Source organism: Pseudolysobacter antarcticus, assembly GCF_004168365.1.
GTDB lineage: Bacteria > Pseudomonadota > Gammaproteobacteria > Xanthomonadales > Rhodanobacteraceae > Pseudolysobacter > Pseudolysobacter antarcticus.
The window spans coordinates 3065131-3085242 of sequence record NZ_CP035704.1 but is presented as its reverse complement, the minus strand read 5'-3'; the positions used below and the strand labels follow the sequence as shown (position 1 = coordinate 3085242).

The following is a 20112-nucleotide window of genomic DNA, read 5'->3' as shown; positions in this document are numbered from 1 at the left end:
TCCGGTGCAGGTCTCAAGCCATCGAAGGGAAGATCGCAGCGAGCACATATAGCAGAATGGCATTGTGCACAGCATGCGCAGTGACCACGCCGACATAGCTTGATGCCGGGCTGTTGCGACGTAGCATCAGGTATAAGGCGGCGAGCATGATGCCGGTGAAAAACGTGACCAGTCCATGCAACAGCCCACCATTCAGATAGTGGCCGCCACCGAACACAGCCGCGCTGATTAAAACGCACACCCAGCGATTGATACCGAAACGGCGGGCGATTTCGATCGGAATCACTTGCCCCAGGATGGTTTCGAAAAGTGGCGCAAAAATCACGGCGGTAAAAAACACCAATACCGCCGGTTGGTTAAGATCCTCCCGCGCAGCCAATGTTCCCCACAATCTTTCCGGCAACAGACGATGTAGGAAATACTGCAAAAAAAGGCCAAGGGCCAATGTTGCGATAGCGGTGAAGGCGCCGAGCGTTATGGCGCCAAGGATTGGGCGTTTCGAAAGACTTTCCATCGTGCGCGAGAACCTCACCCTTCACCGTCCCACCCGCAACTTACCCCCTTATTCTGCTGCTTCAACCAAGCATACAGCGGCGCGAAATAATCGATGATCGCACTCGCATCCATCTGCTCGGTGCCGGTGAGTTCCTTCAGGGTTTTCTGCCACGGCTGGCTCGCGCCTTTTTGCAGCATCGCCCAATATTTGTCGCCGGCGGCCTTGCTGCCGTAGATCGAACATTCGGCTAGCGCGCCTTTTTGTCCTGCGGTTTGGCACAACGCGCGCTGGAACTGGAACTGCAGGATATTGGCCATGAAATAACGCATATACGGCGTGTTGCTGGCGACGTGGTATTTTGCGCCCGGATCGAAATCTTCCTCGCTGCGTGGAATGCTCGACGACACGCCTTGGTATTTCTGTTTGAGTTTCCACCACGCCGCGTTGTAGTCGCCCGGTTTGATCGAGCCATCGAACACACCCCAACGCCATTCGTCGATCATCTTGCCGAACGGCAGGAACACGACCTTCTCCAGCGCGAGTTTCATCTGTGCGTTGAGCAGCGCTTTTTTATCCTGCGTGACCGCGCCGGTCAGGCCGATGGTATGCAGATACGCCGGTGTGAGCGAGAGCTGGATGGTGTCGCCGATCGCCTCGTGAAAGCCGTCGTTGGCGCCGTTCTGGAATAGTTCGGGCTGGCCGTTGTAGGCGAGGAAATAATAGATGTGGCCCATCTCGTGATAGACCGTGCGGAAATTTTCCTCGGTTGGATCGATGCACATCTTGATGCGCACATCGCCGGCCTGATCGAGATCCCACGCGCTGGCGTGACACACCACGTCACGATCGCGCGGACGTGTGAACTGCGATTTTTCGTAGAACGACGCGGGCAGCGCAGGGAAACCGATCGAGTGATAAAAATCCTCGGCGCGATGCACGATCTTCGGCGCGTCGTAGTTTTGCGCGACCAGCGTGCCATCGACATCGAGACTGCCGGCATCCTTGTACGGCTGCAGCAGCGGATACAACGCCGCCCAATTCTGCGCCCACATATTGCCCGTGACATGCGCTGGAATGGTGCCATCTTTCGGCATCTTGTCGCCGTATTGGGTTTTGAGTTTGCCGCGCGCGTAGCACTGCAATTGCTCGTACAACGGACGCACCTGACCCCATAACCGATCGGTCTCGGGTTTGAATTCGGCGGTCGGCATATCGTAACCGGCGCGCCAGAGTTCGCCGACATTGTTGTAGCCCAGATCGTGCGCGCCATCGTTGAGCAGCTCGGCGAAACGCACATAATCCTTGCGCATGACGCGGCTGGTGTGGTGCCAGCCGGCCCACGCTGCAAGGTCGGCATCCCAGTCGCGATTATTCGCGAGCACCTTCGACAGATCATCGAGATTGCGACAGGTCGCCGGATCTTTTTCGTCGCTGCAGAATTTCCCGGCGCCGTATTCGCCATCGAGCCTGGAGGCGATTTCGGTGAGTTCCTTGAGTTTGGCAGGATCTTTCGGCGCGGGCATTGCGGTCGACAGTTTCAACAACTCGATGCTGCGTTTGCTCGCTGCGCTGATGCCGGGCACGTTGGCATATACCTTGGATTTTTCGACATCCGCCGACAGCTTGCTCAGGCTGCGCTCATTGCTGCGCGACACCAGCAATTGCGTATCGCCATTGATATAGGTTTCGGCGATCCATTGCGCCGCGGTGGCCTCGGGATAATCGGCCTTGTATTGCTTGTTGAGCGCAGCGACAAACGCGTCTGCGCCAGCGGCGCTAAGTGGCGGCGCGGTATCGGTTTTCGGATCGGCGTTATCCGCGGCAAAAGCGCTGGGCGCAAAGCCGAGCGCGAACAAGATGGCGATTGAAATGGACGCGATTTTCACGAGATTCCCCTCCGAGATGAGGGATGCAGGCTAATCGCCGTGATCGGCGTGCGCAAACACAGCGCAGCATTTCAAGCGGTAGTTTGCAGCGCTGAAGATCAGCTCGCCAATTCACGTCTCGCAATATCTACGCTGTATGTGTTTTGCGCTGACGCGCAGGGTTCAACTCACGCGCCAGCGATATGCAACGTTTCCAGTTTTGCAGCGAGGCGCAGCATCGTATCTTCGATCGCGGCGAGCTCCTTTGTGCTCACGGCCTCGGCCATCGCACGCACCACGTCGGCCTGCACGACGGCGGTTTTTTTCGCTATTGCCTCGCCTTTTGCAGTGAGGCGCAAGCGCCGCGCACGCGCATCGGACGGATCAGGTTCGCGTTTCACCCAGCCGCGTTTTTCAAGCTGGCCGACCAAGCTGCTGATATGACTTTTCGCCGTGAAACATCGCTGCGCAAGAACCTGCTGGCTGATACCCGGATCACGCAGCAAGTTGGCGATGATCTCGTGATCCGGCGTGCGCATGCCGATCATGGCTAGATTCTGCGTCATCACCGCATCGCACAGGTGATACGCGCGCACCACGGCGAGCCAGGACCGAATCGCGGCACGGGAGTTTTCGTCGGCAGTCTTGGTCATCTTGTCATTGGTTCGGAAACGAACTATATTGTTCAGAAGCGAACCAATCTTATACCAATGAACTTGTACCTACGATTACTCTGGACCATGTGGCGTGCCTCGCGTCTGCCGAAGCTACAGATCGGCGACTGGATCGAGCGCCGCCTGCGCGTTTTGCCCAACGATCTGGACATCAACCTGCACATGAACAACGGTCGTTATCTGACCTTGGTCGATTTGTTGCTGATGGAATATTTCGTGCGCAGCGGATTCGCGCGCACGATGTTGCGGCTGCGCTGGCGACCGATGCTCGGCGGCTCGGTGATTACCTATCGCCGCGGCCTGCAACCGTTCCAGCGTTATCGATTGCGCTTCGCCATTGTCGCAGCCGACGAGCACTGGAATTACATGCGGTTCGAGTTTTTGCGCGACGACGGCAGCTTGTGTGCCGCGGGCCTGACCAAGGGTGCGGTGGTCGGTCGCAGCGGGCTGATCACGAATGTCGAATCACATGCGCAGATGGGTCTGGAATTTATCCCCGCGCCATTACCCTCTGCGGTGCAGCACTGGCTCGACGCCGAACGCAGTATCGTGGACGGTGTTGCCTGAGCGATGTTTCAACCGGAGCCCGACATGTCGAATCAACTGCTTGCTTCATTGCTGATCGCCGCGAGTGCCGCGATCATCCTGCTGCTCGGTATTGTGCATCTTGCCTACACGTTTTTCGGTACGCGCTTGCATCCACGCGATGCAAACCTGATCGTGCAGATGCAGGCGGTGACGCTAACCCTGACGCGGCAAACCACGATCTGGCGCGCATGGATCGGCTTCAACGCGAGCCACAGTTTTGGTGCAATTTCGTTTGGTTTGATCTACGGATTTCTCGCGCTGGCGCATGCCGACTTGCTGCTGCGATCGCCATTTTTGTTGGTGCTTGGAATGCTGCTGCTCACAGGTTATATGACGCTCGCATGGTGTTACTGGTTTTCGATTCCGTTTCGCGGCATCGTGCTTTCGACTTTGTTGTATATCGCCGCGCTGATCACGCTTTGTTTTTAGCGATCGCGCGCCGCGCGAACTCGGTGCTAGTAGGAACGACGTGCTATTGCTGCCGGGTCGTACGATTTCTTCTCAACCGCGCTGAGCAAATCAGTGCGGCCTTAAGTTAGCGATTCTCAGCCGGCAGATTGCGGCAAGAGTTCGCGCTGCCGCAGCCAAACGCGCGCGTCATCCGCATCGTACTCGAACCACGCACGTGTCGAACCGAGGCGGAAGGTGTAACCCCACGTATCCATGTCGGTCATCAGGCGCGCGCTACCAACGTGCGGCACACACTCGGCGAGCAGGATTTGCAGATAACACGTGGCGTCTTCCTCGGCCTGCGAATCGCTGGCGTCGGTGTGCACGCGGGCACGCCGTTCTGGAGGCAGCACGATCAGATGACAGGCTTCGTGCAACAGCGAATGGATTGGTGTATCGCCGCGTGCATACACGGTTGAGCCAATGACGCCGGCCTCGGGATCGCCCCAATAACTGCCGGGAATCGGGCTGGCGTCGGCGACGATTTCGAGCGCGAGATCGTAGCGATGCAACAGTGATCTCAGCGCGTCCAGCGGAAAATCGCGCAGCAGCAACACCGAGTTTTCCGCTGGTGCTGAATGCGTTGTTTCGGCAGCTGCGCGCGGCGATGAGTCACGCATTACGGCTGCCGTGTTTTTGCGTTGAACTATCGACATGAACCGATCTTTATCGCCGCGCGTGAAAATGCGGCTCAGTTATTGGTCGCTGGCGGCGGTGTGATCTCGTGGCCTTTTTCCGGCAGCGCGACCGATAGTTCCAGCACCTCGTGATCGCCATCGCGCTCGACATTGATCAGCACTGCATCGGGATCGACGTTGACGTATTTCTTGATCACTTCAAGAATTTCGCGACGCAGCAGCGGCAGGTAATCCGGCGCACCACGCGCACCGCGTTCTTGCGCGACGATGATGCGCAGGCGCTCTTTCGCCACCGATGCGGTGTTCTTTGGACGTGCTCGCAGAAAATCGAAAATACCCATGCTCAGCCTCCGAACAGTCGCGACATGAGGCCCTTCTTGGGCGCATCCATAAAACGCATCGGTCGATCCTGACCGAGCAAGCGCGCAACGGCATCTTCGTAGGCGAGGCCGGCGTTCGAACCTTCATCCAGAATCACCGGCACGCCGGAATTGGAAGCGGCGAGTACGCCTTCGGATTCCGGGATCACGCCAAGCACGTTGATGCCGAGAATTTCCTGCACGTCGGCCAAGCTCATCATGTCGCCGTTCTGCACGCGGGCCGGGTTGTAACGGGTCAGCAGCAGATGCTCCTGCACTTTGCCCTCGCCGAGTTCGGCGCGACGGGTCTTGCTCGAAAGCAGGCCGAGGATGCGATCCGAGTCGCGTACCGAGGAGACTTCCGGATTCACCACGACGATCGCGCGATCAGCAAAATACATCGCGAGGAACGCGCCTTTCTCGATGCCGGCAGGCGAATCGCAGACGACAAAATCGAATTCTTCGGTCTTGAATTCTTCGAGCACGCGTTCGACGCCTTCCTTGGTCAGCGCATCCTTGTCGCGCGTTTGCGAGGCTGCGAGCACGAACAGGGTTTCGTAACGTTTGTCCTTGATCAGCGCCTGTTTCAGTGTGCATTCGCCGTGGATGACGTTGACGAAGTCGTAGACCACGCGGCGTTCGCAGCCCATGATCAGATCGAGGTTGCGCAGGCCGACGTCGAAATCGATGACCGCGACTTTCTTGCCGTGCTTGGCCAGACCGACAGCGATGCTCGCGCTGCTGGTGGTCTTGCCGACGCCACCCTTGCCGGATGTGACAACGATAATTTCAGTCACTATTTTCTCCATTCTTGTTTGACTTGCCGACGGTTTGAAAAGCCGGATTCTTGATATGGCAATCGCATCGTGAGATGCATCAGCCGAGTTTTGCCAGCAACAGTTTTTCACCATCGAGCCAGACCTGTACCGGCTTGCCGCGCAGGTCATCGGGGATGGTTTCGAATACACGATATTGACCGGCGATGGACACCAGCTCGGCATGGAATTCGTGACAGAAGATGCGCGCGGAAATATCGCCTTGCGCACCGGCCAGCGCGCGGCCGCTTAAACGGCCATAAATGTGGATCGAACCGTCGGCAATCGCTTCCGCACCGTTGCCGACCGCGGCGGTGAGAATCAAGTCACGACCGCGCGCGTACACCTGCTGGCCCGAGCGTACCGGTTTGGTATGCAGCATGCCGATGGTCGCCGCTGCAGTTGCACTCGCGGGCGGCGCGGGGTGCTGTGCGCGCGTTGCGACGGGTGCTGCTTCGACGACCGCGACACGCGCAGGTTCCTGGATCGGTTCCTGCGCGTTGCCACCGCTGCGCTCGTAAGACGCACGGAATTTTGCAAACAACGGCAGATCCAGCGCACGCGCGAGCGCTTCGTTCTCGGTTGTGCCGTAAGAAAGTCCGACCGGCAACACGCCGGTCTCGCGCAACGCGGCGATCAACTGCCGCACCGTTTCGACATCCGGCGTGTGCAGCAAATGGCTGAAATCGACGATCACCGGCGCGTGCAGAAACATCTGCGGCGCGGTTTCAACGCGCTGTCGCATTTCCTGCACGAGCATTTCGATATCGAGTTCGCGGATGCGCAGATTAGCCACACCGACCTGGCCGAACTTGAGTTCGCCGGCTTGTTCGCTGATCACGGGATGGCGTTGCGGCATCGTATGCGTCGGCCTAGTTTTCGCCGGCGGCGCGGGCGCGTCGCGTTGCGTGCGGTTCGCGTTCGAGCAGCCACGGCAGATTCGGCAAACCGTGATCCGGGCCGTTCAGATAGGTGTCGCGCACGAACGGAAAACTCGGCAGCGATTTCACCAGCAACGATACCGGCACGTTGAATCCGGCCATCACCTGCTGGCCGACTTCATGAAAGCCGAACATGCCGTGGAACAACACCGAGACATCGTCACGCGGTTCGAGCAGCACTTCGCAACTCAGCACCGGCACGCGCACTTCGGCATAACTGGTGACGTCGCAATAAAACACGCGACCCAAGCCGAGGCCGCGATACGCCTGCCCGAGCACGATGCGATCGATGTAGACAAACTCGTCGTAGCGCTCGCCGAACCAGCGATAGTTGGGGCTGTCGTATTGCGCGCCAGCACGCATTGCGATCAAAAATCCGACGATGCTGCCATCGACCACGGCGACACGAAAATAATCGGCGATCTCGAAAAACTGGCGCAGGCGTGCCGCGTTCAAAGGCAGGATGGTGACACCGGCAGCGTTGTTCAGCGCGAGCACGGAATCGAGTTCATGCTCGCGCACGTCGCGGATGGCTACGGCCATTCGGGTTTACTCCATCGGACGGGATAGGTGCGGCAAGCCGCTCCAGAATGACGCAATTATGGCATGCGCTCCGCGCAGTCGCCACGCCGAAACGGCGCGATGCTGTTAAGAACTCGCAAATATTCCCAAGCAATCCGCCTCTACCCCTTACTTAGGACAGATTGCGCTCGGCGCTGCTGCGCTTATGATGCAGGCATGAATTTCCAGTCGATCAACCATATCCAACTGCTGCGTTACGCGGGCCTGTACACCTATGTCTGGGTGTGTATTCCGTGGTTGTGGAATATTCCGGAGGATGAAGGCACGACCGCCGTGCACTTGGCATGGGTGGTGTCCTACCTCACATTTGGCGTGGCGTACTGGGCGATTACGCGCGATCTGGGCAAGCGCCAGCCGTGGCAGTTAAAGGTGCCGTTGCTGGTGATCATGACCTCGATGACGATGGCGCTGAGTTATTTCAGCCATTCCGGCCTCGGCAGCGTGCTGATGCTGGTGATCGCCGGCGTATTGCCATGGCTGTTGCCGTTCTGGCCGAGCGTGGTCTGGCTGATCGTGCAGAATCTAGCGCTGATTCCGATCATGAAAAGCCAGCCGGATTACGGCTGGCTCGATGCGCTGATCCAGAGCGGCGTGTATCTGGGTTACACCGGATTTGCCTTCATCACCTCGCTGGTGGCGCGCCAGCAGGCGGATTCGCGCGAGGAATTTCGTCGCCTGAATTCGGAGCTGCGCGCGACACGAAAACTGCTCGCGGAGTCCAGCCGCATCGCCGAACGCATGCGCATCTCGCGCGAGCTGCACGATCTGGTCGGACATCATCTGACCGCGCTGAGTCTGAATCTCGAAGTGGCCAGTCATCTGGTCAGCGGCGGTGCGCAGGAGCATGTACGCCAGGCGCAATCGGTCGCAAAATTATTGTTGTCGGATGTGCGTGAAGTGGTGAGTCAGTTGCGCGACGGCGACGCGATCGACTTGACCGAAGCGCTGCGCACGATCGTCGAAGGCGTGCCGGCGCTGGCCATTCATCTCGAACTGCCGCCGCGCTTTGCGGTGGACGATCCACGTCGTGCGCAGGTACTGTTGCGCTGTGCGCAGGAAATCATCACCAACGCGGTACGGCATGCCGATGCCAGAAATCTGTGGCTGCGTTTTGAACACACCGCGGAAAAAGAATTGGCGATCCATGCCCGCGACGACGGGCTCGGCGCCGATATGCTGAAACAAGGCAACGGGCTGGTCGGCATGCGCGAGCGACTCGCGCAGCTCGGTGGCCGCTTGAACATCATTACCGCCAAAGGGCAGGGCTTCACGCTCGAAGCCTGGCTGCCACTGGAGACAACCGATTTATGATTTCCGTATGCCTGGTCGATGACCAGACCCTGGTGCGCCAGGGCATTCGCAGCTTGCTTGAACTGTCCGACTCGATTCGCGTGATCGCCGAAGCGGTAGATGGCGCACAGGCGGTCGAGATTATTCCGCAGGTCAAGCCCGATGTCGTATTGCTCGACATGCGCATGCCCGGACTATCCGGCCTCGACGTGCTGAACGCGCTCGCCGCAAAACAGCAATTGCCGCCGACAATTATCCTGACCACGTTCGACGACGACCAGATCGTGCTGGCCGGATTAAAAGCCGGTGCGCGCGGTTATCTGCTCAAGGATGTTTCGCTCGATCAACTCGTGACCGCCGTCAAAACCGTAGCCGAAGGCGGCTCGCTGGTTGCGCCGATTCTGAGCCAGCGTCTGCTCTCAGGATTGGAGCGCATGCAGAACGATTTCACGAGTCTTGATCGGCCCGATCCGCTGACCGAACGCGAAACCGAAATCCTGCGCCTGATGGCGAGTGGCTACAGCAACAAGGAAATCGCCAATTCGCTGAACGTGGCCGAAGGCACGGTGAAAAACCACGTCTCGAATATTCTGTCCAAGCTCGGCGTGCGCGATCGTACGCGAGCTGTTTTGAAGGCGTTCGAGCTTGGGATTGTTTAAGGTTTTCACGAAGGCGATCACGTAGCTCATCCATGCCATGAGTTGGGGTCGTTCACGATCGCGACTTGAGTTAAGCTTCGCCCGGTACGTTATAACGTCTCGTCTGTGCTGACGACTAGCGCCACTTCTGGCGTGCTGACAACTACCGGAATTCTCGATGAAAAAATCGCTGTTCGCATGGTGCGTGGCTACCGCACCGATCGCGTGTGTATTGTCCGCGCCGGTTATGGCTGCGGATGCAACGACCGCCGCGCAGTTACAGGCGCTCGATACACGTATTCGCGCGCTCGAAGTCGAAGGCCAGAAGTTGCGCGAGCAAACAGCCTCAGCTTTGGCGGCGGCTGACGCGGCGCGTGCCGAACTCGAAAAAATGAAAGCTGCACAGCAGTCGGAGCAGGTTTCGACGCAACAAAGTGCCGCGATGGCGAATGTTTCAGCACCCATAGAATCGTCTGGGCCTTCCGCGGGCGGCGCCAATGGCAACGCGTTCAATCCGGCGATTGCCGTGATCATGAACGGCTTGTACGGACATCATTCGCTGAATCCCGATCATTATGTGCGGGCCGGTTTTCCGCTGGTCGACGGCACCGGTCCGGGCAAACAAGGCCTGTCGCTCGGCGAGAGCGAGGTTTCGTTCGCAGCGAATATCGACGACAAATTTTACGGTCAGCTCACGCTGAGTTACGACGATGACAACGGCAAGATCGGTACCAGTATCGAAGAAGCCTACATCGACACGCTGACCTTGCCCGATGGTTTTAATGTGCGTGCCGGGCGCTTTTATTCGAACATCGGCTACCTCAACAGCCATCACACCCACACCGACAATTTCGTTGATCGGCCGCTCGCTTATCAGGCGTTTCTCGCCAACCAATACGGCGACGACGGCGCACAAGTACGCTGGGTCGCGCCGCTGGATTTTTTCCTCGAGCTCGGCGGCGAAATTTTTCGCGGCGAGAGTTTCCCGACCGCCGGCGCCAATCAAGGCGGTGTCGGCACCCACACCTTGTTCGCGCACGCGGGTGGCGATGTCGGCACCGATAATTCGTGGCTCGCCGGCGTGTCCGTGCTGAAAGCAAAAACATCGCTGGCGGATGATGGATTCAGCGGCGACAACACCTTGTACGTCGCCGATGCGACCTGGAAATGGGCGCCGAACGGCAATACCAAGGACGGTGGTGTGACCGTGCGTGGTGAATATTTCCTCGACCGGCGCGACGGCACGTACGCCTTGCCGGCGGATGCCAAGCTGGATCTGACCAATCCGTTGTTGAATCAACCTTGGGTTGGCGATCGCCGTGGCGGTTATGTCGAGGCGGTGTATCGCCTGAATCGCGTATGGGATCTCGGTTATCGCTTCGACAAACTCTGGGCGCCGAGCAGTGGCCCGTTCGCCAACGATTTCGATCCGGTGCGACACAGTCTGGAGCTGACCTGGCGCAATAGCGAGTTCAGTTTTTTCCGCCTGCAATACAGTCATGACGATCCGACTCGCAGCACTACCGACAACGCGATTTATCTGCAGTACGATGTCAGCCTCGGCGCACACGGCGCGCATAAGTTTTAGTCCGCTGCATACGAACTACCACGAGAGTACAAATGAACAAGTTCGCATTTTTCACATTGTTGCTTTTTACATTCATCACGCCGAATGCGCATGCGCTTAACGTATTTGCGTGCGAGCCCGAGTGGGGCGCGCTCGTGCACGAACTCGCTGGCGATGCGGTGACGGTGGATGTCGGCACGACCGCGCTGCAGGATGTGCATGTGATCGAAGCCAAGCCGAGTCTGATCGCGAAGGTGCGCCGTGCCGATCTCGTGATTTGCTCCGGTGCCGATCTGGAAATCGGCTGGTTGCCGCAGTTGATTCGCCAAGCTGGCAATTCGAAGGTTGCGTCGGGTCCGGGCTATTTCATGGCCGCGGAGCAGATTGTCACGCTGGAAAAACCGTCCAAGCTCGATCGCTCGGAAGGCGACGTGCATCCGCAGGGTAATCCGCATTTTCAGCTCGATCCGTATCGCGTGCTTGCGATCGCCAAGGCTGTGGATGCGCGTCTGATCGAACTCGATCCGGGCAAGGCTGCGGTCTATCAGCAGCGTCTGGCCGATTTCAGCACACGCTGGCAGGCGGCGATCAAGGTCTGGGAAACCAAGGCTGCGCCGTTGAAGGGGCGCAAGGTCGTCGTACATCACGGCAGCTGGATCTACCTGCTGCAATGGTTGGGCATGACCGAAATCGGTGCGCTTGAACCCAAGCCCGGCGTGCCGCCGACCAGCGCGCATCTGGCCAGCCTGATCGATATCACCAAAAGCGCCAACACGCTGGCGATCCTGCGTGCGGCGTATCAGGATCCCAAGCCGGGCGATTGGTTGTCCGAACATACCGGTGTGCCGGCGATCACCTTGCCGTTCACGGTCGGTGGTGATGACAAGGCCAAGGATCTGTTCGGTCTGTTCGACTCGACCATCGACAAACTGCTCGCGGTGGTGAAATGAACTGGGACGGACTCGAACTCAGCATTCTTGGGCCTGCGTGTCTTGCGGGCCTGTTGGTGTTGTCGACGCATGTGCCGCTCGGCCAGCAAGTGCTGGCGCGTGGCATCATCTTCATTGATCTGGCGATTGCGCAGGTTGCTGCGCTCGGGGTGATCCTCGCGCAATATCTCGGCATGGACGAGCAGGGTTACGGCGTCGAAATCGCCGCGGCGATTGCCGCCTTGATCGGCGCCACCTTGCTGACCTGGACTGATCGCAAGTGGCCGGATTATCAGGAGCCGCTGATCGGTACGCTGTTTGTGCTCGCGGCCACCGGCAGCTTGTTGCTGCTCGCGAACAATCCGCACGGTGGCGAGCATCTGAAGGATTTGCTGGTTGGTCAGATTTTATGGGTCAGCATCGGTCAGCTGATTCCGGTTGCGGTGCTGTCGGCGATATTGCTCACCGCGATGTGGTTCTGGCGCGGACGTTTGTCTGGCCTGCTGTTCTACGGTTTGTTTGCGCTGGCGATTACCGCATCGGTGCAACTGGTCGGCGTTTATCTGGTATTCGCCAGCCTGATCGTGCCGGCGCTGGCGACGGTCGGCATCGCAAAAACATCACGCCGGCTGGCGCTGGCATACGCGATTGGTGCGTGCGGTTATGTTTCGGGCCTGGTGCTGTCTGCGGTGCTGGATTTGCCGAGCGGCGCGATGATCGTGTGGACGCTTGCAGGCTGCGGCATTCTGGCGCGTGTGCTGATGCGATCTGGCCTCGGATCACGCACGAGTGCCGTCGCATCTGCATAGCCCTAAAAGCTGGCGGAAACGGCCCTTGGCGCAAATACGCCACTACTGCGGCGGACGATTCTGTCAAATATTCCATCGGATTGTCGCCAGCAGATAGCCATCCAGCGCGAGAGTCAGTAACATCAGCGATTCGGCTGTCGCGCGTGCCTGCTTTGAGTCAGGTCGCGGCTGCCGAATCATGCCGGGCACGCCCCGCGATCGCCTTGGCGGCAATCGTGCGGAGACTGTGCCGGGGCTGGATAACACCTGGAGAACGTTGAATGATCCGTCTGTTAGAATTTTTCGTTGCGATCGTGATCGTATTCATATTGGCTGTGCTGTTCGGCGTTGCTTTGCCGAATCACGGTCATATCGAGCGCACGCTCGAAATCAGCAACCCGGCACGTCAGGTGTATGACTCCATTGATGGGTTCAGTACCTATCCGAACTGGAGCGCATTGAGCAGCTACGATGCCGCCGTGAAGTTCACGCCGTCCGGTCCCGTGAGCGGCAAGGGCGCCAAAGTCGATTGGGCCAGCACCAGCCCGCAGATCGGTAACGGCAGCCTGACGATCGATTCGGATCAGCAGGATACGCAAGTCAAGATGCTGCTCGAAAACGACTGGAAGGGCTTGAACAAGGCCTACACGATCGATCTCGCGCCGACGCAGAACGGCAAGACCGTCAAGATCACCTGGGCTTACGATGTCGATTACGGCTGGGATCTGCTTGCACGTTATTCGGGTTTGTATCTCGAAGGCGATCCGGCTGCGCAGATTCAGTTGAACCTCGGCAAGTTGTCCAACACGCTGGCGACCGTGCCGCTGGTGGATTACAAGGATACGGTCATCGAGATCGTCGATGTCGTGGCCAAGCCGGTGCTGATGGTTTCGACCAGCGCCAAACGTTCGCTCGATGAAGTGGCCGACGCCACCGACAAGGCCACCGGCCTGATCAACGACGTGATCAAGAAAAACAAGCTCGCGGCAAATGGCCCGCGCACCACCGTCACCACCAATTGGGGCGACGATACCTACAGCTTCGACGTGCTCGTGCCGGTGGATCGCAACGACATCAACTTGCCTGAGGAAAATCCGGTCAAGGTCGCGAACAGCTTCGCCGGTAAGGCGCTCAAGAATACGTTCACCGGTTCGCCGGCACAGTTGCCGCTGGTACGCCTGATGCTCAAGGCGTATGCGTTGACCCACGGTTACAAGTTCGACGACACCACCGAAACCGGCACGGGCCGGTTCTTCGATGAACTCACGACCAGCGATCCGGCCGCGGCCGACGATCAGCAATCGTTCAACGTTTATCTGCCGATCCAGACGCAATAAATGTTGTTGCATTGATTCAAGCAGGGCGGCTTTCGGGCCGCCTTTGTTTTTGCGGCGAAAGATTTTTCAGGCGCGGGAACTTTTTGCAAAATATGTTGTAAATTCTCCGGCCGGCACGCTTTGTATGGTCCGCGCGCCGTGCCAGAAGCCGCTGTTATCTCGACGAAACAACCCATGGCGATACGACGATGATAGAAACCCGACAACTCAGCAAACGTTACGGCGCGTTCACCGCCGTGGACAACATCAGTTTCAAGGTGGAACCCGGCCAGGTGCTCGGTTTCCTCGGTCCGAATGGCGCCGGCAAGTCCACCACGATGAAGATGATCGCGGGGTTTCTCGCGCCGACCAGTGGTGGCATCAGCGTGTGTGGCTTCGATGTGCAGAAGCAATCGATCCAGACCAAGCAGGCGCTCGGATATCTGCCCGAAGGTGCACCGAGCTACGGCGAAATGACGCCGCGGAAATTTCTGAGTTTCATTGCCGATGTGCGCGGGCTGAAAGGCAAACATCGCGAGCAACGCCTCGATGACGTGATCGAACGCCTGCATCTGAACGCAGTACTCGATCAGTCGATCGAAACCTTGTCGAAAGGTTTCAAACGTCGCGTCGGCCTAGCGCAAGCGATCCTGCACGATCCGCAGGCGCTGGTGCTGGACGAGCCCACCGACGGTCTCGATCCGAACCAGAAACACGAAGTGCGCGCGCTGATCAACGCGATGGCGCGCGACAAGATCATCATCATTTCCACGCACATCCTCGAAGAGGTGCACGAGGTCTGCAATCGCGCCATCATCATCGCGCATGGCAAGGTGCTGGCCGATGCCACGCCGAGCGAACTCGAAGCGCGCTCGCGCTACCACCAGGCGGTATCGCTGACGACGAGCAATGTCACGGCGACTCGGGAAGCGCTGAGCCGCATTGCCGATGTCGAGGCGGTCGAAGTCGATCCGCAGGATCATCGCATCACGGCTTTCCCCAAACCCGGCCGGCAGATTTTTGCCGCGGTCAGCGAGCTGGTCAAAGCGCAGGGAATTCCGGTCAGCGAACTGCAGCTCGAAAGCGGCCGACTCGATGAAGTGTTCCGCACCATCACCCAAGGTGAGCAGCAGGAGGCAGCGGCATGAATACGATCCTGACCCTTTTCAAACGTGAACTCGGCAGTTATTTCGCGACGCCGGTCGCGTATGTTTTTATCGTGATCTTTCTCGCGCTGGCCGGTGCATTCACGTTTTATCTTGGCGGTTTTTACGAGCGCGGCCAGGCCGATCTGCAGCCGTTTTTCAATTTCCATCCATGGCTTTATCTGTTCCTTGTGCCGGCGGTTTCGATGCGCATGTGGGCGGAGGAACGCAAGAGTGGCACGATCGAATTGCTGTTGACCTTGCCCGTGACGATGTGGCAGGCGGTGTTCGCGAAATTTCTCGCAGCGTGGGCGTTCATCGGCATCGCCTTGTTGCTGACGTTTCCGGTTTGGATCACCGTGGATTATCTCGGCTCGCCCGATAACGGCGTGATCTTCGCGAGTTATCTCGGCAGCTTCCTCATGGCCGGCGCATTTCTCGCCGTCGGTTCGTGCATTTCTGCGGCGACACGCAATCAGGTCGTGGCCTTTATCTTGACGGCGGCAGTGTGTTTTCTGTTCCTGCTTGCGGGTACGCCGCTGGTACTGGATTTTTTCCGCGCATTCTTTCCGCAGGGTGTGATCGATGCGATCGCGGGCTTGAGTTTCCTGAGCCATTTCACCTCGATCAGCAAAGGCGTGATCGATCTGCGTGACATGATTTATTTCCTGGCGACGATCGGCGTCTGGCTATATGCCAACGCCGTGGTCATCGACCTCAAGAAAGCTGATTGAGGAACACACACAAATGAATAATCGACGACTTCTTACCGGCAGCGCACTCGCCATTCTCGCTGTGCTGTTCGTGGCCGTGGTGCTGCTGAGCAACGCGATTTTTCGTGGCGCGCGTCTGGACCTCACTACCAACCATCTGTATACACTCTCGGAAGGCACCAAGAAAATTCTCGGCGAAATCGACGAGCCGGTGCATCTGTATTATTTTTTCTCTGACAAGGGCACGCAGAACAATCAGGGCTTGCGCACATACGCTACGCGCGTGCGTGAAATGCTCGACGAGATGGCCGCGCGCGCCGGCGGCAAACTCAAGCTCGATGTGATCGATCCGCTGCCGTATTCGGAAGACGAAGATCGCGCGACCACACTCGGCCTGCAGGCGATTCCGGTCGGGCAGGGTGGCGAGAACCTTTTCTTCGGTCTGGCCGGTACCAACTCGACCAACGGCAAGGCGGCGATTCCGATTCTCGATCCGGCCAAGGAGGAGTTTCTCGAATATGACGTGGCCAAACTCATCCACGGTCTGGCGATCAGCAAGAAACCTGTGGTCGGCATCGTCAGCAGTCTGCCGATCAGCGCCGGCTTCGATCCGAGCACACGCCAGATGCGCGATCCGTGGGCGGTGCAGCAGCAGCTTGATCAGTTGTTCGATGTGCGTCAGCTCAGCGCGCCGTCGCTGAAGACGATCGACCCGGACATCAGCGTGCTAGTGCTGGTTCACCCGAAGGATCTGACCGACGATGCGTTGTACGCGATCGATCAATTCGTGTTGCGTGGCGGTCATCTCGCGGTGTTCGTCGATCCGATTGCGGAGAGCGAGCAGGTGCAGTCCGATCCGAGCAATCCGGCCGCTGCGGCGATGGCGAACAAGTCGTCCGACCTGCCGAAATTGTTCAAGGCGTGGGGCGTTTTGTACGATCCGAACAAGGTCGTGCTCGATCGCACGTATGCGTTGCAAATTTCGACCGCGCAGGGCGCGCCGCCGATCCGCCATGTCGGCATTCTCGGCTTCACCGGCGCCTCGCTCAATCCCGATGACGTGACCACGGCCAAGCTGCAGACCATCAATACGTCGAGCGCCGGATTTTTCCAGCTCGACAAGGACAGCCCGCTGAAACTGGTGCCGCTGATCCAGACCAGCAAGGATGCAACGACGGTCGCGACAGAGCGATTCAAGATGCTATCCGATCCGAAGCAGTTGCTGAACGGCTACGAGCCGACCGGCCAGTTGTACATCGTCGCCGGTCGCCTGCAGGGCAAGTTCAAGAGCGCGTTCCCGGAGAAAACCGGCAAGGACCATCTGGCCGAATCGAAGGATGATGGCCAGATCGTGCTGGTCGCCGACACCGACATGCTGACCGACCGGTTGTGGGTGCAGATCCAGAATTTTTTCGGCCAGAAACTCACGAATGCGTTCGCCAACAACGGTGATTTTTTCATCAACACGGTGGACAATCTGACCGGATCGAGCGAGCTCATCAGTATTCGCGGTCGCGCGACTTCGCAGCGTCCGTTCACCACGGTCGAGCGCATCAAGCGCACGGCGGATGAGCGTTTCCGCACCAAGGAAACACAGTTGCAGCAGGAGCTCAACGAGACCGAACGCAAGCTCACCGAGTTGCAGTCGGGCAAGAGCAAGGATCAGGCGATGATCCTCTCGCCCGAACAGCAGGGTGAGTTGCTCAAGTTCCAGAATCGCAAGCTCGAAATCCGCAAGGAGTTGCGCGGTGTGCGGCGCCAGATGGATGCGGATATCGAGTCGCTCGGCACGCGCCTGAAGATGATCAACATCTTCCTGATGCCGTTGCTGGTGATCCTGCTGGCGCTGGGTTTTGCGTGGTGGAAACGCCAGCAGCGTGCGGCGAACTGAGGGGGCACGGACATGAATAACAAAACCCTGTTGGGCTTGGCTGCCGCGGCGCTGGTCGCGTTGCTGGTGGCGGTGCGGTTGAATCACTCGAACAAGCCGCTGAACGAAACCACCGAGCAGACGCGTTTCTTGCTGCCGGGCTTGCGCGAACATGTCAACGAGGTCAGCCAGATCACCCTGACCGGCGCCGACAACAAACCCGTGGCGACGCTCAAGCGCGGTGATGCCGGTTGGACGGTGGCGGAGAAATCCGGCTATCCCGCCGACCTGATCAAGGTGCGCGAATTCCTGCTCAAGCTCGCCGACGCGACGCTGATCGAGCAGAAAACTTCGAACAAGGATCGCTACGCTGAACTCGGTGTCGAGGATGTTGCCGGTAAAGATGCCAAGGGCGTGCTGGTGGAGTTGGCCGGGCTGGCGCAGCCAGTCAAGCTGATCGTCGGCAACTACAACGGCGGCGGCGGTGGCGGCACGTTTGTGCGTTTGCCGAGCGAAGCGCAAAGCTGGCTGGCCAAGGGCAATATCACGGTAGAAAAATCCGCGCCGAACTGGCTGCGGCACGAACTCACCGACGTGCAGGCAGCGCGTTTTCGCGAGGTCGTACTGACCGCGCCCGATGGCAAGGTACTGAAGGCAGCCAAGGCCGCGCCGGGCGACGTCAATTACAAGCTCGCCGATGTGCCGAAAGGTCGCGAACCGAGTTCGGATTTCGCCGCCAACGGACTGGTTTCGACACTGGCGGGTTTGCGTTTCGACGACGTGCTTCCGGCCAAAGATGCGGAACCAGGCGACAAAGTATACAAAGCGCACTATGTCGCTTACGACGGTTTGATCGTCGATGTGCAGGCTTGGGAAAAAGACGGCAAGGACTACGCGCGATTCAAGGCATCGCTGGATGCGACCGCGGCAGAGATACAGATCAAGACCGATCAAGCCGTTGCCAAGACTCAGTTCGAGGCCAAGCAGTTCGACGCCAAACAAACCAAGCCTGATGCTGGCGACAAGGCGCCCGCTGATGGCAAGCCCGAAGCGGCGAAGTCGGCGCCCGATCTCACGCCGCCGCTCGCGATCAGCGATCCGGCCAAGGATCATAACGAACGTCTGGCGGCGATCAACAAGGAAGTTGCTGATCTGAACAAGCTCTTTGACGGCTGGTCATTTGTATTGCCGGTTTACAAGTTCGCCAATATCAACAAGAGCATGGATGAAATGCTCAAGCCACTCGATGATGGCAAGAGCAAACTCGATCCGAAAAATCTCGGCAAAAAACCGAACACGCTGGTCGGCCCGGGTGCGACGATGCCGAACGGAAAATTATAATAGCGACGTCCGGGCTTTGCTCGGACCTCGGAAATTCGCGATACGGTGACGGCAAAATCGTCACCGTATCCATTCCATCTTGAGCAAGATCAGGCAGCGAAAACCTCATGCAACGTTGCTTCGGAATCATCGCCAGCTTTTTCGGCCTGACTGCCGTGATGCTTGGCGCGTTCGGCACGCATGCTTTGCGTGGTGTGATTCCAGACACATCGTTTGCAATCTTCCAGACCGGCGTGCAATACCAGTTCTACCATGCGCTGGCCTTGCTCGGTATCGCCGCACTGAGTGCGCAGCGTGAGCATTTTCCGCTGCGTATCGCCGGCTGGGCTTTCGTCGTCGGCATCGTATTTTTCAGCGGCAGCCTGTACCTGATCGCGCTCGCCGGTTTGCAAATTTTCGGCGCCGTCGCCCCGATCGGTGGCTTGGCCTTGATGGTCGGCTGGAGCGCGCTCGCGATCAGCTTCTGGCACAAGGCTTAGCCAAGCAGCCCGAGGTTCCCCTACCCGGATTCATGCGATTCATGGTCGAGTATCGGTGTTCTGCCGATTGCTATTTTTCGTGATCGATGTTTTCATACCATCCATATGGATGGTATGTGGATGTCATGAAAACGATCACTACTGCAGAACCAAGGCGCGTCGCGCCCGATACCGAAAAACTCACGATCAATTTGGGCGTCGTCGATCTCGGTCAGATTGACCTTCTGGTGCAGGAAGGATTTTATTCCAATCGCACCGATCTGATCCGCACCGCCATTCGTAATCAACTTACGGTGCATGGCGAAGAAATCAAAAGAACCGTAGCGCGCCGGACGTTGGTTCTCGGCCTGCACGATGTTCGTCGCAGTGAACTTGAACGCATGCAGGCGCAACGACAGATGCTGGATATCCAAGTCGTCGGCCTGGTGCGAATTGCCGATGATGTATCGGCGAAATTGGCGCTGGCAACGATTGCATCGATCGAGGTTCTCGGTGCGTTGCACGCGCCCGCGGCGGTGCGCACCGCGCTCGCCGCGCGTATTCGCTGAATCTTGGCTGGAGGTCGTTTGAAAATTTTCCGAGGTTGGCGTAATGGTCTGAGTGCTACCAAATTGGCGGGCGCGGCAGT

Annotated in this window: 22 protein-coding genes; 14 read left to right on the top strand and 8 right to left on the bottom strand. The window is 58.4% G+C overall.

Annotated features, from left to right (window positions below):
- Positions 1–13: 13 nt before the first annotated feature.
- The 3 genes from ELE36_RS13200 to ELE36_RS13190 form a co-directional block, all read right to left on the bottom strand.
- Positions 14–514: a CPBP family glutamic-type intramembrane protease gene (locus ELE36_RS13200; protein ID WP_129834036.1), complete on the bottom strand. Its 501-nt coding sequence runs from the start codon at positions 512–514 to the stop codon at positions 14–16.
- A 14-nt stretch (positions 515–528) separates the two neighbouring features.
- On the bottom strand, positions 529–2382 hold the full coding sequence (locus tag ELE36_RS13195; protein ID WP_165371604.1) for a M2 family metallopeptidase: 1854 nt from the start codon (positions 2380–2382) through the stop codon (positions 529–531).
- Positions 2383–2549: 167 nt separating this feature from the next.
- On the bottom strand, positions 2550–3014 hold the full coding sequence (locus ELE36_RS13190) for a MarR family winged helix-turn-helix transcriptional regulator (protein ID WP_129834032.1): 465 nt from the start codon (positions 3012–3014) through the stop codon (positions 2550–2552).
- An 87-nt stretch (positions 3015–3101) separates the two neighbouring features.
- On the opposite strand from ELE36_RS13190, the gene ELE36_RS13185 reads away from it, so the two are divergent.
- Together ELE36_RS13185 and ELE36_RS13180 are read left to right on the top strand one after the other, a co-directional pair.
- On the top strand, positions 3102–3602 hold the full coding sequence (locus ELE36_RS13185) for a thioesterase family protein (RefSeq protein ID WP_165371603.1): 501 nt from the start codon (positions 3102–3104) through the stop codon (positions 3600–3602).
- 24 nt (positions 3603–3626) lie between these two features.
- The gene (locus tag ELE36_RS13180; protein WP_207215777.1) at positions 3627–4052 is read left to right on the top strand and encodes an LIC_13387 family protein; all 426 of its coding nucleotides are present in this window, start codon (positions 3627–3629) and stop codon (positions 4050–4052) included.
- A gap of 116 nt (positions 4053–4168) precedes the next feature.
- On the opposite strand, the gene ELE36_RS13175 is transcribed toward ELE36_RS13180, so the two are convergent.
- The 5 genes from ELE36_RS13175 to ELE36_RS13155 all read right to left on the bottom strand — a co-directional run bounded on the left by ELE36_RS13175 (position 4169) and on the right by ELE36_RS13155 (position 7369).
- Entirely contained in the window at positions 4169–4693 is a 525-nt protein-coding gene (locus ELE36_RS13175; protein WP_129834028.1) for a hypothetical protein, read from the bottom strand.
- Positions 4694–4764: 71 nt separating this feature from the next.
- Positions 4765–5052: a cell division topological specificity factor MinE gene (minE, locus tag ELE36_RS13170; RefSeq protein WP_129834026.1), complete on the bottom strand. Its 288-nt coding sequence runs from the start codon at positions 5050–5052 to the stop codon at positions 4765–4767.
- 2 nt (positions 5053–5054) lie between these two features.
- Positions 5055–5867, bottom strand: coding sequence for a septum site-determining protein MinD (gene minD, locus ELE36_RS13165; RefSeq protein ID WP_129834024.1), 813 nt, complete (start codon positions 5865–5867; stop codon positions 5055–5057).
- 79 nt (positions 5868–5946) lie between these two features.
- A complete protein-coding gene (gene minC / locus ELE36_RS13160) occupies positions 5947–6744 on the bottom strand; it encodes a septum site-determining protein MinC (RefSeq protein ID WP_129834022.1) in 798 nt (265 codons plus the stop codon).
- Between the two features lie 13 nt (positions 6745–6757).
- Positions 6758–7369, bottom strand: a complete 612-nt coding sequence (locus ELE36_RS13155; protein WP_129834021.1) for a GNAT family N-acetyltransferase — start codon at positions 7367–7369, stop codon at positions 6758–6760.
- A 195-nt stretch (positions 7370–7564) separates the two neighbouring features.
- Here ELE36_RS13155 and ELE36_RS13150 point away from each other — a divergent pair, with 195 nt between their 5' ends.
- From ELE36_RS13150 to ELE36_RS21205, 12 genes are all read left to right on the top strand, one after another.
- On the top strand, positions 7565–8719 hold the full coding sequence (locus tag ELE36_RS13150) for a sensor histidine kinase (protein ID WP_129834019.1): 1155 nt from the start codon (positions 7565–7567) through the stop codon (positions 8717–8719).
- Complete coding sequence (locus ELE36_RS13145; protein ID WP_129834017.1) at positions 8716–9357, top strand: response regulator; 642 nt, start codon at positions 8716–8718, stop codon at positions 9355–9357. The genes ELE36_RS13150 and ELE36_RS13145 overlap by 4 nt, the downstream gene beginning before the upstream one ends.
- A 157-nt stretch (positions 9358–9514) precedes the next feature.
- Positions 9515–10924: a hypothetical protein gene (locus ELE36_RS13140; protein WP_129834015.1), complete on the top strand. Its 1410-nt coding sequence runs from the start codon at positions 9515–9517 to the stop codon at positions 10922–10924.
- A gap of 32 nt (positions 10925–10956) precedes the next feature.
- A complete protein-coding gene (locus ELE36_RS13135) occupies positions 10957–11853 on the top strand; it encodes a metal ABC transporter substrate-binding protein (protein ID WP_129834013.1) in 897 nt (298 codons plus the stop codon).
- A complete protein-coding gene (locus ELE36_RS13130) occupies positions 11850–12641 on the top strand; it encodes a metal ABC transporter permease (RefSeq protein ID WP_129834011.1) in 792 nt (263 codons plus the stop codon). Before ELE36_RS13135 ends, ELE36_RS13130 begins: the two co-directional genes overlap by 4 nt.
- Before the next feature lie 260 nt (positions 12642–12901).
- Complete coding sequence (locus tag ELE36_RS13125; RefSeq protein ID WP_129834009.1) at positions 12902–13957, top strand: SRPBCC family protein; 1056 nt, start codon at positions 12902–12904, stop codon at positions 13955–13957.
- A 188-nt stretch (positions 13958–14145) separates the two neighbouring features.
- Positions 14146–15084 (top strand): ABC transporter ATP-binding protein, encoded by a 939-nt coding sequence (locus tag ELE36_RS13120; RefSeq protein WP_129834007.1) that lies wholly within the window; start codon positions 14146–14148, stop codon positions 15082–15084.
- Positions 15081–15815: an ABC transporter permease subunit gene (locus tag ELE36_RS13115; RefSeq protein WP_129834005.1), complete on the top strand. Its 735-nt coding sequence runs from the start codon at positions 15081–15083 to the stop codon at positions 15813–15815. Before ELE36_RS13120 ends, ELE36_RS13115 begins: the two co-directional genes overlap by 4 nt.
- 13 nt (positions 15816–15828) lie before the next feature.
- The gene (locus tag ELE36_RS13110) at positions 15829–17685 is read left to right on the top strand and encodes a GldG family protein (RefSeq protein WP_129834003.1); all 1857 of its coding nucleotides are present in this window, start codon (positions 15829–15831) and stop codon (positions 17683–17685) included.
- A 12-nt stretch (positions 17686–17697) separates the two neighbouring features.
- Positions 17698–19005 (top strand): DUF4340 domain-containing protein, encoded by a 1308-nt coding sequence (locus tag ELE36_RS13105; RefSeq protein WP_129834001.1) that lies wholly within the window; start codon positions 17698–17700, stop codon positions 19003–19005.
- A 107-nt stretch (positions 19006–19112) separates the two neighbouring features.
- Positions 19113–19484 carry a DUF423 domain-containing protein gene (locus ELE36_RS13100; RefSeq protein WP_129833999.1) on the top strand — a complete coding sequence of 124 codons (372 nt, stop codon included), beginning with the start codon at positions 19113–19115 and terminating at the stop codon, positions 19482–19484.
- An 86-nt stretch (positions 19485–19570) separates the two neighbouring features.
- Positions 19571–20032 (top strand): hypothetical protein, encoded by a 462-nt coding sequence (locus ELE36_RS21205; RefSeq protein ID WP_425480879.1) that lies wholly within the window; start codon positions 19571–19573, stop codon positions 20030–20032.
- Positions 20033–20112 lie beyond the last annotated feature (80 nt).

What these genes read in the sequence shown, in the direction of transcription:
- ELE36_RS13155 (WP_129834021.1), bottom strand. Translation starts at nt 7,369, where the DNA reads ATGGCCGTAGCCATCCGCGACGTGCGCGAGCATGAACTCGATTCCGTG.
- ELE36_RS13125 (WP_129834009.1), top strand. Translation starts at nt 12,902, where the DNA reads ATGATCCGTCTGTTAGAATTTTTCGTTGCGATCGTGATCGTATTCATA.
- ELE36_RS13105 (WP_129834001.1), top strand. Translation starts at nt 17,698, where the DNA reads ATGAATAACAAAACCCTGTTGGGCTTGGCTGCCGCGGCGCTGGTCGCG.
- ELE36_RS13110 (WP_129834003.1), top strand. Translation starts at nt 15,829, where the DNA reads ATGAATAATCGACGACTTCTTACCGGCAGCGCACTCGCCATTCTCGCT.
- ELE36_RS13140 (WP_129834015.1), top strand. Translation starts at nt 9,515, where the DNA reads ATGAAAAAATCGCTGTTCGCATGGTGCGTGGCTACCGCACCGATCGCG.
- ELE36_RS13185 (WP_165371603.1), top strand. Translation starts at nt 3,102, where the DNA reads ATGTGGCGTGCCTCGCGTCTGCCGAAGCTACAGATCGGCGACTGGATC.
- minC (WP_129834022.1), bottom strand. Translation starts at nt 6,744, where the DNA reads ATGCCGCAACGCCATCCCGTGATCAGCGAACAAGCCGGCGAACTCAAG.
- ELE36_RS13130 (WP_129834011.1), top strand. Translation starts at nt 11,850, where the DNA reads ATGAACTGGGACGGACTCGAACTCAGCATTCTTGGGCCTGCGTGTCTT.
- ELE36_RS13120 (WP_129834007.1), top strand. Translation starts at nt 14,146, where the DNA reads ATGATAGAAACCCGACAACTCAGCAAACGTTACGGCGCGTTCACCGCC.
- ELE36_RS13200 (WP_129834036.1), bottom strand. Translation starts at nt 514, where the DNA reads ATGGAAAGTCTTTCGAAACGCCCAATCCTTGGCGCCATAACGCTCGGC.
- ELE36_RS13100 (WP_129833999.1), top strand. Translation starts at nt 19,113, where the DNA reads ATGCAACGTTGCTTCGGAATCATCGCCAGCTTTTTCGGCCTGACTGCC.
- ELE36_RS13135 (WP_129834013.1), top strand. Translation starts at nt 10,957, where the DNA reads ATGAACAAGTTCGCATTTTTCACATTGTTGCTTTTTACATTCATCACG.
- ELE36_RS13145 (WP_129834017.1), top strand. Translation starts at nt 8,716, where the DNA reads ATGATTTCCGTATGCCTGGTCGATGACCAGACCCTGGTGCGCCAGGGC.
- minE (WP_129834026.1), bottom strand. Translation starts at nt 5,052, where the DNA reads ATGGGTATTTTCGATTTTCTGCGAGCACGTCCAAAGAACACCGCATCG.
- ELE36_RS13150 (WP_129834019.1), top strand. Translation starts at nt 7,565, where the DNA reads ATGAATTTCCAGTCGATCAACCATATCCAACTGCTGCGTTACGCGGGC.
- ELE36_RS13175 (WP_129834028.1), bottom strand. Translation starts at nt 4,693, where the DNA reads ATGCGTGACTCATCGCCGCGCGCAGCTGCCGAAACAACGCATTCAGCA.
- ELE36_RS21205 (WP_425480879.1), top strand. Translation starts at nt 19,571, where the DNA reads ATGTTTTCATACCATCCATATGGATGGTATGTGGATGTCATGAAAACG.
- ELE36_RS13190 (WP_129834032.1), bottom strand. Translation starts at nt 3,014, where the DNA reads ATGACCAAGACTGCCGACGAAAACTCCCGTGCCGCGATTCGGTCCTGG.
- ELE36_RS13180 (WP_207215777.1), top strand. Translation starts at nt 3,627, where the DNA reads ATGTCGAATCAACTGCTTGCTTCATTGCTGATCGCCGCGAGTGCCGCG.
- ELE36_RS13115 (WP_129834005.1), top strand. Translation starts at nt 15,081, where the DNA reads ATGAATACGATCCTGACCCTTTTCAAACGTGAACTCGGCAGTTATTTC.